13 protein-coding genes are annotated in these 13,628 nt (G+C 63.2%); 9 read left to right on the top strand and 4 right to left on the bottom strand.

The window, feature by feature from the left end:
- Positions 1-153: 153 nt before the first annotated feature.
- The 3 genes from ACAW63_RS00365 to ACAW63_RS00355 form a co-directional block, all read right to left on the bottom strand.
- Positions 154-954 (bottom strand): Crp/Fnr family transcriptional regulator, encoded by an 801-nt coding sequence (locus ACAW63_RS00365; RefSeq protein ID WP_371230876.1) that lies wholly within the window; start codon positions 952-954, stop codon positions 154-156.
- A 104-nt stretch (positions 955-1,058) separates the two neighbouring features.
- On the bottom strand, positions 1,059-1,331 hold the full coding sequence (locus ACAW63_RS00360) for a TfoX/Sxy family protein (RefSeq protein ID WP_207882802.1): 273 nt from the start codon (positions 1,329-1,331) through the stop codon (positions 1,059-1,061).
- A gap of 189 nt (positions 1,332-1,520) precedes the next feature.
- Positions 1,521-3,083 (bottom strand): AAA family ATPase, encoded by a 1,563-nt coding sequence (locus tag ACAW63_RS00355; RefSeq protein WP_371230874.1) that lies wholly within the window; start codon positions 3,081-3,083, stop codon positions 1,521-1,523.
- A 206-nt stretch (positions 3,084-3,289) separates the two neighbouring features.
- Between ACAW63_RS00355 and mrcB the strand changes: the two genes are divergently transcribed.
- From mrcB to ACAW63_RS00340, 3 genes are read left to right on the top strand one after another with little or no spacing between them, the layout of a single operon-like run.
- Positions 3,290-5,614: a penicillin-binding protein 1B gene (gene mrcB / locus ACAW63_RS00350; protein ID WP_371230872.1), complete on the top strand. Its 2,325-nt coding sequence runs from the start codon at positions 3,290-3,292 to the stop codon at positions 5,612-5,614.
- 16 nt (positions 5,615-5,630) lie between these two features.
- Positions 5,631-6,473, top strand: coding sequence for a tetratricopeptide repeat protein (locus ACAW63_RS00345; protein ID WP_371230870.1), 843 nt, complete (start codon positions 5,631-5,633; stop codon positions 6,471-6,473).
- Complete coding sequence (locus ACAW63_RS00340) at positions 6,473-6,802, top strand: YqcC family protein (RefSeq protein WP_343577219.1); 330 nt, start codon at positions 6,473-6,475, stop codon at positions 6,800-6,802. The genes ACAW63_RS00345 and ACAW63_RS00340 overlap by 1 nt, the downstream gene beginning before the upstream one ends.
- Before the next feature lie 16 nt (positions 6,803-6,818).
- Here the strand turns inward: ACAW63_RS00340 and ACAW63_RS00335 are convergent, their stop codons facing one another.
- Positions 6,819-7,262 carry a DUF4124 domain-containing protein gene (locus ACAW63_RS00335; protein WP_371230868.1) on the bottom strand — a complete coding sequence of 148 codons (444 nt, stop codon included), beginning with the start codon at positions 7,260-7,262 and terminating at the stop codon, positions 6,819-6,821.
- A gap of 403 nt (positions 7,263-7,665) precedes the next feature.
- Between ACAW63_RS00335 and ACAW63_RS00330 the strand changes: the two genes are divergently transcribed.
- The 6 genes from ACAW63_RS00330 (at position 7,666) to msrQ (ending at position 13,601) form a co-directional block, all read left to right on the top strand.
- Positions 7,666-9,396, top strand: a complete 1,731-nt coding sequence (locus tag ACAW63_RS00330) for an acetolactate synthase 3 large subunit (protein WP_275608676.1) — start codon at positions 7,666-7,668, stop codon at positions 9,394-9,396.
- 2 nt (positions 9,397-9,398) lie between these two features.
- Positions 9,399-9,890: an acetolactate synthase small subunit gene (gene ilvN, locus ACAW63_RS00325; RefSeq protein WP_017516326.1), complete on the top strand. Its 492-nt coding sequence runs from the start codon at positions 9,399-9,401 to the stop codon at positions 9,888-9,890.
- A gap of 44 nt (positions 9,891-9,934) precedes the next feature.
- Positions 9,935-10,951: a ketol-acid reductoisomerase gene (ilvC, locus tag ACAW63_RS00320; RefSeq protein WP_275608675.1), complete on the top strand. Its 1,017-nt coding sequence runs from the start codon at positions 9,935-9,937 to the stop codon at positions 10,949-10,951.
- Between the two features lie 149 nt (positions 10,952-11,100).
- Positions 11,101-11,925: a CDP-diacylglycerol--serine O-phosphatidyltransferase gene (gene pssA, locus ACAW63_RS00315; RefSeq protein WP_015478888.1), complete on the top strand. Its 825-nt coding sequence runs from the start codon at positions 11,101-11,103 to the stop codon at positions 11,923-11,925.
- A 57-nt stretch (positions 11,926-11,982) separates the two neighbouring features.
- Positions 11,983-12,993, top strand: a complete 1,011-nt coding sequence (gene msrP / locus ACAW63_RS00310; protein ID WP_371230867.1) for a protein-methionine-sulfoxide reductase catalytic subunit MsrP — start codon at positions 11,983-11,985, stop codon at positions 12,991-12,993.
- Positions 12,993-13,601 (top strand): protein-methionine-sulfoxide reductase heme-binding subunit MsrQ, encoded by a 609-nt coding sequence (gene msrQ, locus ACAW63_RS00305; RefSeq protein ID WP_371230865.1) that lies wholly within the window; start codon positions 12,993-12,995, stop codon positions 13,599-13,601. Before msrP ends, msrQ begins: the two co-directional genes overlap by 1 nt.
- The last annotated feature ends 27 nt before the right edge of the window (positions 13,602-13,628 follow it).

Below are 13,628 nucleotides of genomic sequence, written 5' to 3'. Positions count from 1 at the left end.
CTTACCGTCTGGTCTCGCGACCAGATGAGTCAATAATAATCATTATCATTTAAGAGTCAACCTCCTTTCGCAAAGATTTTCCGCGACTGTGAAAACCTCCTCCCGAAAACGAAAAAGCCCGGCGCAGGGCCGGGCTTCTGGTCTGGATGAGTCTCAGCTGGCCTGGCGCTGCACGCGCAACTGGGTGACTTCCTTGTTCAGCAGGTCGATGCGCCGGGCCATGCCTTCGATCAGGCTGTGGGCGATGCGCGGGTTGCTCTGCATCAGGCCGAGGAACTGGTCCTTGGGGATGACCATTACCGTGCACGGCTCGCTGGCGATCACCGTGGCGCTGCGTTTCTCGCGGGTGAACACCGCCATGGCGCCGAAGATCTCGTCCTTCTGCACGTCACCGACCTTCTGCCCGTCGACGAAGGCTTCCGCGTGTCCCTCGATGATGATGAACACATGCTCGGCGTCGTCGCCCTGCTGGATCAGCTGAGCGCCGGCGGCGAAATGCTGGAAGCCGGTGGCCGGGCGGATCTCCGGCTGTTTCAGGTGCGCCAGGGCGTCGGAGAGCAGGGCGGTGTGGCCGATCAGATAGTGCAGGAACAGTTCCTGGCGCTGCTCGTCGGCATGGATATGGCGGAGCACGTCGCTGCGCGAATACGGGATCAGGCACAGTGGCTCTTCGGTGACGTACCGGCAGGGCGGCAGATCGATACCCTGGCGCAGGCCGATCAGGTCGCCTTCCTGCAGATAGAACAGCGGGCGTTCGTCTACCAGCGCGTGGACCAGGCCATTCTCGGTGAGAAACAGCTGCTTGTCGGGCAGTTCGGCCTCGAGATCGTCGGAGCGTTCGAGGCGGATCGGTTCGCCGCAGGGCGCCAGGCCAGCGAGCAGTTGCACCGGAATTCCCTGCAGGCGGTTGATCAGCTCATCGGCATAGGCAGGTTGTTCACCGAGTAGGTACATGGCCGTAATTCCTTGGATGGCGGCGGTCGAGGGCGCACGAAGGGCCCTGAGACCATAAGCGGACAGGTACTTTTGCGTAAAGATTTTCCCACGGAGCTTGTGAGCTAGCTCTTGTTCCTCATGGGGAAAGTCTCAAGCTCGCCGAGAAGAGCGGCCTTGTGGGCCGGTGGAAGGTCATTCCAGTGTACGTCGAGCAGGGCCCCTTCGATGGCATACAGCAGCACCTTCGAAGCACGGAAACCACGGGCCCTGACCGCCCGGTAAGCGCCAACGGCACCCAGCCGGCGAAGGTCGGAGGCACTGTGGATACCTACGGCATGCAGCCACTGGGCGGAGGTCTTGCCAAGATTCTTCAGGTGCAGCAGTTCGTCGTTCATCGTCGGTCCTTGCGATGCGGCACGATCAGGCATGGGGTTCGGGGCCGTGAACTGCTCATAGCGGCCGGATATACACAAGGGAAGTGTAGCGTGGCTTTGTGATATCGCCCTGCGTGAGTGGCAGGGCGGGAAGGGGCGGGGATACGCGGGCCGGAAGTGCCGTCCTGGCGATTCCGGCCGGTGCAGGGGTCAGAGCCCCGGGAGGCGCTGGCGGATGCTGGCGACCAGGGCGTCCAGGCTGGCGGCATCCGGGGTGTCGACGCGCTTGCTGTGCTGCTGCTCTTCGTCGCTGAGCGGCTCGCGGGCGGCCTGCTGGGCCTGGATGGTCGTCAGGGTGGCGTCCGACGGGTCGTTGCCTTCGCTCTGGCGTTGGGCGAGCCAGCCGGCGATGACGCTTTCCGGCGCATGGCAGTCGAGGATGAGGAAGGGCACGCCGGTTCCCTCGGCCATCTTCCAGGCGGCTGCACGCTGGTCGCGCTTGAGGAAGGTGGCGTCCAGCACCACCGGGTAGCCGGCGCGCAGGATGTCCGCGGCCAGGGCGTTCAGGCGCTGGTAGGTCGCCAGTGTGGCGTCGGCGGAGTAGATGCCGCTCTGGTGCTGGCCGCGTTGCTCGGCGCTTTGTTCGCCGAACAGGCGCTTGCGCTCGACGTCGGAACGCAGGCGGATGGCGCCCAGGGCCTCCACCAGGCGCAAGGCCACCTGGCTCTTGCCAACGGCGGACACGCCGACGGTCACGGCCAGGAAGCGCGACGGGATGGCACTGTAGCTTTCCGCCAGGTTGGCGTAGTTGCGGTACTGGCGCAGGGTCGCGGCCTTCTGCACGGCGTCGGTCTGGTGCGCCAGGCTGAACAGCGCGATCTTGGCGCGCACCAGGGCGCGATAGGCCTTGTAGAAGTTCAGCAGCTCCAGCGACTGGTAGTCGCCGGTGAACTCCAGGTACTGGCTGACGAAGCGTCGCGACAGGCACTTCAGGCCGCGGTCTTCAAGGTCCATGGCGAGGAAGGCGTAGTCGGCGGTGACGTCGGTGAAGCGGAACGGTTCGTTGAACTCGATGCAGTCGAACAGCACCACCTTGTCGTCGATGATGGCGGCGTTGCCCAGGTGGATATCGCCGTGGCACTCCCGGATGAAGCCGTTGGCCTTGCGCGACTCGAACACGCCGTGCAGGCGCTCGAAACTGGACTCGGCCCAGGCTTCCAGGGCATCGAGTTGCAGCAGATCGGCCTTGTCCGAAAGCATCGGGCGGATCTGCTCGAAGTTCTGCCGCACGGGAGCCATGCAGGCGTCCGGGGTGCCCAGCGGGTGTTCGACCGGGACCTGCGGGGTGCGCAGGTGGAAGTCGGCGATCTGCAGGGCCAGGCCGTCGATATGCGGGGCACCGAGTTCGCCGCGGGCCTGCACTTCGCTCAGCAGCTGGGATTGCGGGAATTCACGGCACTGGATCATGTACTCGATGGCCGGACCCTCGCCGCCCAGGCGCGGAGCACTCTCGCTGCCGGTGATCGGCAGCACGTCGAGGTACAGGCCTTCGGTGAGGCGCTGGTTCAGGCGCAGCTCTTCCTCGCAGAAGTGCTTGCGCGCGGCCAGGTCGGTGAAGTCGAGGAAGCCGAAGTTGACGGGCTTCTTGATCTTGTAGACGTAGGAGCCGGTGAGCAGGACCCAGGAAATGTGGGTTTCGATGACCCGGAAGCTTTCGACCGGATGAGGGTAGAGCGCCGGGTTCTGCAGCGCAGCGATCAGAGTCTGGCTCACGTTATGTCCTTGTCTGTCTATTTTCGAGAGGCAGGCATTATGGCCGCTGGGTCTGGTGGTGCAAACCCGCGAGGCAACCATTCCGTCGCGCCGGGGTCGAAGCACGGCAGTCCCGGCGCCACCGTGCGCCAGTGCCTGGCAAGAACCCGGATACCGTCTGGAACGGTGTCTGTCCCCTGTGGATAAAGTACGTATAATGCGCCGCCATGACGCGTCCCCGATCTTCCAAATCCCGTAAAAAAAGCGGCAAATCGTCGCCTGCCATGCGCAAGTGGCTGGGCTGGGCTCTCAAGCTCGGTCTGGTCGGCATTGTGCTGCTCGCCGGTTTTGCCGTGTATCTCGATGCGGTTGTCCAGGAGAAGTTCTCCGGCAAGCGCTGGACCATTCCTGCCAAGGTGTATGCCCGTCCGCTGGAACTGTTCGTCGGCCTGAAACTGGGCAAGGACGACTTCCTGCGCGAGCTGGATGCGCTGGGCTATCGCCGCGAAAACGCGGTGAACGGTCCGGGCGCTGCCTCGGTCTCCGGCAATTCGGTCGAGCTCAACACCCGCGGCTTCCAGTTCTATGAAGGCGCCGAGCCCGCCCAGCGGATTCGCGTGCGCTTCTCGGGCAACTCCGTCACCGGGTTGAGCGCCGCCAATGGCGCCGACCTCGCCGTGGCGCGCATGGAACCGCTGTTGATCGGCGGCCTCTACCCGGCGCACAACGAAGACCGCATCCTGATCAAGCTCGATCAGGTGCCGCCGTACCTGATCGACACCCTGGTGGCGGTGGAAGACCGCGACTTCTGGACTCACCACGGGGTTTCGATCAAGTCGATCGCCCGTGCCGTCTGGGTCAACGCCAGTGCCGGCCAGCTGCGCCAGGGCGGCAGTACCCTGACCCAGCAGTTGGTGAAGAACTTCTTCCTGACCAACGAACGCAGCCTGTCGCGCAAGCTCACCGAAGCCATGATGGCGGTGCTGCTGGAGCTGCATTACGACAAGCGCGAAATCCTCGAGAGCTACCTGAACGAGGTGTTCCTCGGCCAGGACGGCCAACGCTCGGTGAACGGCTTCGGCCTCGCCAGCCAGTACTTCTTCAGCCAGCCGCTGTCGGAGTTGAAGCTGCCGCAGGTCGCGCTGCTGGTCGGCATGGTGAAGGGGCCTTCCTATTACAACCCGCGCCGCAACCCGGAGCGCGCGCTGGAGCGCCGCAACGTGGTGCTCGACGTGCTCGCCGAGCAGGGTGTCATCACTCCCGAAGAGGCCGCCACCGCCAAGCAGGCGCCGCTGGGAGTGACCCGTCAGGGCAGCATGGCCAACAGCTCCTACCCGGCCTTCCTCGACCTGGTGAAGCGTCAGCTGCGCGAAGACTATCGGGATGAAGACCTGACCGAAGAAGGCCTGCGCATCTTCACCAGCTTCGACCCCATCCTGCAGATGAAGGCCGAGTCCGCCGTCAGCGAGACCTTCAAGCGCCTCGACGGGCGCAAGGGGGTTGCCGAGACCGAAACCGCGATGGTCGTGACCAACCCGGAGACCGGCGAGATCCAGGCGCTGATCGGCAGTCGCGACCCGCGCTTCGCCGGCTTCAACCGCGCCATCGACGCGAAGCGGCCGATCGGCTCGCTGGTCAAACCGGCGGTCTACCTGACCGCGCTGGAGCAGCCGAGCCAGTACACCCTGACCAGCTACATCCAGGACGAGCCGTTCCAGGTGAAGGGCAAGGATGGGCAGGTCTGGAAGCCGCAGAACTATGACCACCAGGCGCGCGGCACCATCTTCCTCTACCAGGGGCTGGCCAACTCGCTGAACCTGTCCACGGCCAAGCTCGGCCTGGACCTGGGCGTGCCGAACGTGCTGAAGACCCTGGAGCGCCTGGGCGTCACGACGGACTGGCCGGCCTTCCCATCGATGTTGCTGGGCGCCGGTGCGCTGAGCCCGATGCAGGTGGCGACCATGTACCAGACCATCGCCAGCGGTGGCTTCAATACCCCGCTGCGGAGCATTCGCAGTGTGCTGGCGTCCGATGGCCAACCGCTCAAGCGCTATCCATTCCAGGTCCAGCAGCGTTTCGATCCGGGCGCCATCTATCTGGTGCAGAACGCCATGCAGCGCGTGATGCGCGAGGGCACCGCGCGCTCGGTCTACAACCAGTTGCCGTCTTCGCTGACCCTGGCCGGCAAGACCGGCACTACCAACGATTCCCGCGACAGCTGGTTCTCCGGTTTCGGCCAGGACCTGCTGGCGGTGGTCTGGATCGGCCGCGACGACAACGGCAAGACGCCGCTGACCGGCGCCACCGGTGCGCTGCAGATCTGGACCAGCTTCATGCGCAAGGCCGATCCGCTGCCGCTGGACATGCCGATGCCGGATAATGTGGTGCAGGCCTGGGTCGATCCGCACACCGGGCAGGGCACCGATGCCAACTGCCCCGGCGCGGTACAGATGCCTTATATTCGAGGAAGCGAACCGGCCGCTGGCGCCGGTTGCGGAATCCAGGCGCCGGCCAACGAAGTCATGGACTGGGTGCGTGGCTGGCTGAATTGATGCGAGAGGTTTGGAAGTGAGAAAAGCTTGGTTTGCGGCGTCGGCGACTCTGGCGCTCCTGTCCGGTTGTGCGACCCCGCAGCACGGGGCGATCCCGGTGCAGGACTCCGGCACCTCCGTCTCCAACTCGGAGCGCGTGGGCCGCAGCGGCGGCAACTACAAGGCGCCGGTTTCCGCCAGCGCCGGCCAAAGCATTCCCCAGGGTGACTCCGGCGTTACCGTGATGATCCCGAAGGATGCGGGTGCCGCACCGATCCAGACCTTCCCGGCACAGACTGGCGCGGCGCCGATCAGCACCTCGCCGATGACGACCGCGCCGGGCAATGCCGGCTCGCCCTATTCGCAGCAACCGATCTCCACCAGCGGCGGTATCACCTCCAGCGGTGGTTTCCAGTCGCAGACCTACCAGCAGCCGGCGTACCAGACCCCGTCTGCGGCACCGTCCACCCAGGGCGGCACCTACAACCCGGGCGATGCCTACAAGGCGCCGTCGGGCATTCCGTCGAGCAACACGGGCCTGGCTGCTGACGAGCAGCTCGATGGCCCGGTACTGGCGCTGCTGACTACCGCCTCGCAACAGCAGGGTGGTGGTGATCTCAATGGCGCCGCCGCCAGCCTGGAGCGCGCCCAGCGCATCGCTCCTCGCGAGCCGCAGGTGCTCTACAAGCTGGCCCAGGTTCGCCTGGCCCAGGGCGATGCCGCGCAGGCCGAGCAGGTCGCGCGCCGTGGCCTGACGCTGGCCGGAGGTCGCCCGACCCTGCAGGCCAGCCTGTGGGATCTGATCGCCAAGTGTCGTGAGCGGCAGGGTGACGCCGCCGGCGCCGCCGAAGCCCGGCAGAAAGCCAAGGTAACCCTGTGATGGATGATCGACTGCCAGCGATAGCGGATCAGTTGCTGCTGATCGAGCAGGAGATGCGTGGCATCGGCCTGTGGGGAAGCGAGACTCCGTCGCCCGAGCGGCTCTCCAGTCACGAGCCGTTCTGCGTGGATACGCTGGCGCTGGAGGAGTGGCTGCAGTGGATCTTCCTGCCGCGGATGAAGCAGATCGTCGAGAGCGGGGCTGATCTGCCTGCCGCCTCCGGTATTCGCGAGATTGCCGAGGAGGCCTACGCCACTGAGGGGGCTCGCGTGCTGCGGCTACTGGAAGCGCTCGGCGAGTTCGACCGGCTGATCACTGCGGGGCGCTGAGCGCTCCCGCACTGCCTCAATTGCAGTTTTCCTGGACGGCCTTTTCGTTCTCGACGATGCGCGCCTGCCGTTCTTCTTCGGTGATGCGGCGGTACTCGCCGTTCTCTTCCTTCACGCGGACGCGTGGATTGTTCTTCAGCTGAGCCACATTCTCCCGCGCCTGACTGCAATTCTGCGCGCGCGTGGCTTCCTGCTGGGCGACGTCCTGCTTCACCTTGTCATCCACGGCTTTCTGCTTTTCATCCACGGGGGGAGTTGCCACCGGCTTGGGTGGGGGCAGCGGGAAGTTCGACTTGGGCGGGGCAGTGTTGGTGTTGACGGCCGAGGCATGGGTGCCTTCCGGCGGCTGCGCACCGAAGTGCGTGACACCCTGGGCGTCGACCCATTTATAGACCTGCGCGGCCATCACGGTCGGGGCCAGAGCGAGCAGCAGGCTGCCCATGAAAATCGTCCGTCGCATGAGTTGTCGATCCTTGGGGTGCGGAGTCTGTCGATAACTATAACCAAAACGCCAGCTTATTCATCCGGAGAAGTTCACATCCCGGCTTCATCCAAAAACTATATATGGCTTGACTTGCCCGCTTCGTTTCAGAAGAATCCAAGGTTCGCTGCAGTGGGCCGGCCGCAAGCTGGTTTTACTCGGCAGACAAGAGGTGCTACCCGCGCCGCAAAGTTTCACCCTGTTTCGCGTTACCTCGCGCTGGGTGGAGGCTCTCCGTAACACAAACAGGAGTGTCTCCAGGTTCTGCTCAATCGGCAGTCGACGTAGCCGGCGATTACATTCGCCCATGTCTGCCGGGCAGCCATCCAAGTCGGTCCCCCACGTTGGGGGTTTCCGTATATAGCGTTCTAGAGGTGACAACGTGGAACTTTTATCCGGCGCTGAAATGGTCGTCCGCTCGCTGCGTGACGAAGGCGTTAAGTACATCTACGGGTACCCGGGCGGTGCCCTCCTGCATATCTACGACGCTCTCTTCAAAGAGAACGAAGTAACCCACATCCTGGTTCGCCACGAGCAGGCCGCCACTCACATGGCCGACGGCTATGCGCGTGCCACCGGCAAGCCCGGCGTGGTGCTGGTGACCTCCGGTCCCGGCGCGACCAACGCCGTCACCGGCATCGCCACCGCCTACATGGACTCCATCCCGATGGTGGTGATCTCCGGCCAGGTGTCGAGCAACATGGTCGGTACCGACGCGTTCCAGGAAACCGACATGGTCGGCATTTCCCGTCCGATCGTGAAGCACAGCTTCATCATCAAGCACCCGTCGGAAATCCCGGAGGTCATCAAGAAGGCCTTCTACATCGCCCAGTCCGGCCGTCCCGGTCCGGTGGTGATCGATATTCCGAAGGACATGGGCGACCCGACCCAGAAGTTCGAATACAACTACCCGAAGAAGGTCAAGCTGCGCTCCTACAGCCCGGCGGTCCGTGGCCACTCCGGCCAGATCCGCAAGGCTGCCGAGATGCTGCTGGCCGCCAAGCGCCCGATCATCTATTCGGGTGGCGGCGTGATCATGGGCAATGCAGCCGAGCCGCTGACCGAAGTGGCGCGCATGCTCAACGTGCCGGTGACCAACACCCTGATGGGCCTGGGCGGCTATCCGGGTACCGATCGCCAGTTCGTCGGCATGCTCGGCATGCACGGCAGCTACACCGCGAACCTTGCAATGCACCACGCTGACGTGATCTTCGCCGTCGGCGCGCGCTTCGACGACCGCGTGATCAACGGTGAGACTGCGGCCAAGTTCTGCCCGAACGCCAAGATCATCCACGTCGACATCGACCCGGCCTCGATCTCCAAGACCGTCAAGGCCGACATCCCGATCGTCGGCCCGGTGGACAGCGTCCTGACCGAAATGGTCGCGATCCTCAAGGAAATCGGCGAGACCCCGAACAAGGAAGCCCAGGCTGCCTGGTGGAAACAGATCGAAGAGTGGCGCGGCACCCGCGGCCTGTTCCCGTACAACATGGGCGACGGCAGCATCATCAAGCCGCAGACCGTGATCGAGACCCTCTGCGAAGTCACCCATGGCGATGCCTACGTGGCGTCCGACGTGGGCCAGCACCAGATGTTCGCGGCCCAGTACTACCGCTTCAACAAGCCCAATCGCTGGATCAACTCCGGCGGCCTGGGCACCATGGGCTTCGGCTTCCCGGCCGCCATGGGCGTGAAGCTGAACTTCCCCGACGCCGACGTCGCCTGTGTGACCGGTGAGGGCAGCATCCAGATGAACATCCAGGAGCTGTCCACCTGCCTGCAGTACGACCTGCCGGTGAAGATCATCAACCTGAACAACGGTGCGCTGGGCATGGTCCGCCAATGGCAGGACATGCAGTACAACAGCCGCTACTCGCACTCCTACATGGAATCGCTGCCGGACTTCGTCAAGCTGGCTGAAGCGTATGGCCACGTCGGCATGCGCATCACCGACCTGAAGGACCTGAAGCCGAAGATGGAAGAAGCTTTCGCGATGAAGAATCGCCTGGTCTTCCTCGACATCCAGGTTGATACCAGCGAGCACGTCTACCCGATGCAGATCCGCGGCGGTGCGATGCGCGACATGTGGCTGAGCAAGACGGAGCGTACCTGATCATGCGACACATCATTTCCCTGCTGCTGGAAAACGAACCCGGCGCGCTCTCCCGCGTCGTCGGCCTGTTCTCCCAGCGCAACTACAACATCGAAAGCCTGACGGTCGCCCCCACCGAGGACCCGACGCTGTCGCGCCTGACCCTGACCACCGCTGGTCAGGATGAGGTCATCGAGCAGATCACCAAGAACCTCAACAAGCTCATCGAGGTGGTAAAACTGGTGAACCTCTCGGAGAGCGCACACATCGAGCGCGAACTGATGCTGGTGAAAGTGAAGGCCACCGGCGCCCAGCGCGCCGAGGTCAAGCGCACTACCGACATCTTCCGCGGGCAGATCGTCGACGTCACCAGCAGCGTGTACACCGTGCAGCTGGCCGGCACCAGCGACAAGCTGGACAGCTTTATCCAGGCCATCGGCACCGCGTCGATCCTCGAAGTCGTCCGCAGTGGCGTCACCGGCATCGCCCGTGGCGACAAGACTCTCAGCATCTGATTTGAAATACGGCCCACGAGGCCAACTGACAGGGGAATTCCCAAATGCGCGTTTTCTACGATAAAGACTGTGACCTCTCCATCATCCAGGGCAAGAAAGTTGCCATCATCGGTTACGGTTCCCAGGGTCATGCCCACGCCTGCAACCTGAAAGACTCCGGCGTCGACGTCACCGTCGGCCTGCGTGCGGGTTCTTCTTCCGTTGCCAAGGCTCAGAACCATGGCCTGAAAGTCGCCGAAGTGGCCGAAGCCGTTGCCGCGGCCGACCTGGTCATGATCCTGACTCCGGACGAGTTCCAGGGCCGCCTGTACAAGGACGAGATCGAGCCGAACCTGAAGAAGGGCGCCACCCTGGCCTTCGCTCACGGCTTCTCCATCCACTACAACCAGGTCGTTCCGCGCGCTGACCTCGACGTGATCATGATCGCGCCGAAGGCCCCGGGCCACACCGTACGCTCCGAGTTCGTCAAGGGCGGCGGTATCCCTGACCTGATCGCCATCTACCAGGACGCTTCGGGCAATGCCAAGAACGTCGCCCTGTCCTACGCCTGCGGCGTTGGCGGCGGCCGTACCGGCATCATCGAAACCACCTTCAAGGACGAGACCGAAACCGACCTGTTCGGCGAGCAGGCCGTTCTGTGCGGCGGTTGCGTCGAGCTGGTTAAAGCCGGTTTCGAAACCCTGGTCGAAGCCGGTTACGCTCCGGAAATGGCCTACTTCGAGTGCCTGCACGAACTGAAGCTGATCGTTGACCTCATGTTCGAAGGCGGCATCGCCAACATGAACTACTCGATCTCCAACAACGCCGAATACGGCGAGTACGTGACCGGTCCGGAAGTGATCAACGCCGAATCCCGTGCTGCCATGCGCAATGCCCTGAAGCGCATCCAGAACGGCGAATACGCCAAGATGTTCATCTCCGAAGGCGCCACCAACTACCCGTCGATGACCGCCTACCGCCGCAACAACGCTGCCCACGGCATCGAGGTTGTTGGCGAGAAGCTGCGCGCCATGATGCCGTGGATCGCTGCCAACAAGATCGTCGACAAGACCAAGAACTAAGGTCTTTTCGACAAACGAAGAAACGCGGCGCTTGCCGCGTTTTTTCGTTCTGGGGCGGTGTTCTGGTATAAAGCGGGGGCGCCGGGTAAGTCAGCGCAGTAGCGTGCCCCGGCGAATCTCAGCCTCAACGAGTTCTCAAGGAATCGTCCATGAGTGAAGGTCACGAGGAGCCGAACAAGGCTTCCGACACCGAAGAAAGTCTGCTGCCCATCGATGAGCACATCGAAGAGGGCCACGACGCCGAAGGCCGCAAGGTCCGCCATCGCGGCATCTACCTGCTGCCCAACCTCTTTACCACCGCGGCGCTGTTCACCGGCCTCTACGCCATCATCAACGCCATGAGCGGCGATTTTTCCAATGCCGCCATCGCCATCTTCGTCGCCATGGTGCTCGACGGTCTCGACGGTCGTGTTGCGCGCCTGACCAACACCCAGAGCGCCTTCGGCGCCGAGTACGACTCGCTGTCCGACATGGTCGCCTTCGGCGTCGCACCGGCACTGGTGGCGTTCGAATGGGCGCTGAGCAGCCTGGGCAAAGTGGGCTGGATGGTCGCCTTCATCTATGTGGCGGGCGCCGCGCTGCGTCTGGCGCGCTTCAACACCCAGGTGGGCAAGGCCGACAAGCGCTACTTCATCGGTCTGGCCAGCCCGGCCGCCGCGGCTCTGGTCGCCGGCACCGTATGGGCCTTCGCCGACTTCGACGTTCAGGGCGCCAAGGTGTCCCTGCTGGTCGCGCTGATGGTTGCTGCCGCGGGCATGCTGATGGTCAGCAACATCAAGTACTACAGCTTCAAGGACCTCGACCTGCGCGGCCGCGTGCCGTTCGTGGCGATCCTGGTCGTGGTGCTGGCCTTCGCCGTGGTCTTCACCGACCCGCCGCGCATCCTGCTGCTGCTGTTCCTTGCATACGCCGCCTCCGGCCCGGTGCAATACTTGCTTCAGTTGCGCCGTCGCAAGCAGCCGCCTGCCGTGTAATTTCCAGCGGGCTCCGCAGTCTACTGGCGCATACAGCCAGTCGTTGCGGAGCCCGCCATGCTGATCAAGTCGTCCCGCCGTTCCGATTGCCACGAATCGGAAGTCACACCTGAATCCCTCTACTTCTCCCGTCGCCAGTTCATGTCCGGTGCGATAGCGGCTGCCGCGCTGTCCGGACTGCCTCGTTTGAGCTTTGCCGAAGGCGGGCGTTACGCCGATGTCGAAGCAGTGCAGTCTCCTGCGTGGCTGAGCGAGAAACTCGCCGCCACGCATTGGGATGCCGTCACGGTGAAGAATGAGGCGATCACGCCCTTCAAGGACGCGACGAACTACAACAACTTCTATGAGTTCGGTCCGGATAAAGGCGATCCTGCCGCCAATGCCGGAGCGCTGAAAACCGAACCCTGGTCGGTGGTGATCGACGGCGAGGTGAACAAGCCTGGCAAATACGCCTTGGAAGACTTCATCAAGCCGTATCAGCTGGAAGAACGCATCTATAGATTGCGCTGCGTCGAAGCCTGGTCGATGGTCATTCCCTGGATCGGCTTCCCGATCTCCGAGTTGATCAAGCGGGTCGAGCCGACCGGCAACGCCAGGTTCGTGCGTTTCGAGACTCTGGTGGATCGCCAGAGCATGCCCGGTGTGCAGTCCAATTTTGCCCTGATCGACTGGCCCTACGTCGAGGGACTGCGCATGGATGAGGCCATGCATCCCCTGGCCATTCTCGCGGTCGGCATGTATGGCCGGGTGCTGGCTAACCAGAACGGTGCGCCGCTGCGGTTGATCGTACCGTGGAAATACGGCTTCAAGGGTGCCAAGTCCATTGTGCGCATCAGCTTCGTCGAGGAGCAGCCGAAGACCACCTGGCAGAGCCTCGCACCCGACGAGTACGGCTTCTATGCCAACGTCAATCCGACTGTCGACCACCCCCGCTGGAGTCAGGCGCATGAGCGTCGCCTGCCCAGCGGACTATTCAGCCCCAATGTTCGTCCCACCCTCATGTTCAACGGCTATGCCGATGAGGTGGCCTCGCTCTATGCGGGCATGGATCTGAGGAAGGAATACTGATGCGCAACCCATTGTGGCGTGGCGGTGTGTTCATCGCTGCCTTGTTGCCGCCGCTGTATTGGCTGTACCAGGCGTGGATCTTCGCCCTTGGGCCGGATCCGGGAAAGGCCCTGGTCGACCGGCTGGGGCAGGGCGGATTGATCCTGCTGTTGATCACCTTGGCGATGACGCCGCTGCAGAAGCTCACTCGCTGGACTGGCTGGATACAGGTGCGCCGGCAACTGGGCTTGTGGTGCTTCACCTATATAGTGCTGCACCTGAGTGCCTATGCCGTCTTCATCCTCGGGCTGGACTGGGCGCAACTGGGCGTCGAACTAAGCAAGCGTCCTTATATCTTGGTCGGCGTCACCGCCTTCCTTGGGTTGCTGGCCATGGCGATTACCTCCAACCGATACAGCATGCGCAGGTTGGGGACTGGCTGGAAGAAACTGCATCGCCTGATATATGTCATCCTCGCCCTGGGGTTGTTGCATATGCTGTGGGTCGTGCGTTCGGATCTGGAGCGATGGGCCATATATGCGGCTATCGGGTGCTTCCTGATGCTTTTGCGGTTGCCGCCAGTGGCGCGCCAATTGCCTTTGCTGCGCAGTCGATTCGTACCCAACTGAAATTTCTTGCAGAAATGTGTTGACGGG

Source organism: Pseudomonas sp. QE6 (genome assembly GCF_041379005.1).
GTDB lineage: Bacteria > Pseudomonadota > Gammaproteobacteria > Pseudomonadales > Pseudomonadaceae > Pseudomonas.
The sequence above is the reverse complement of the archived record's forward strand: the minus strand, read 5'-3'. Positions and strand labels throughout refer to the sequence as shown.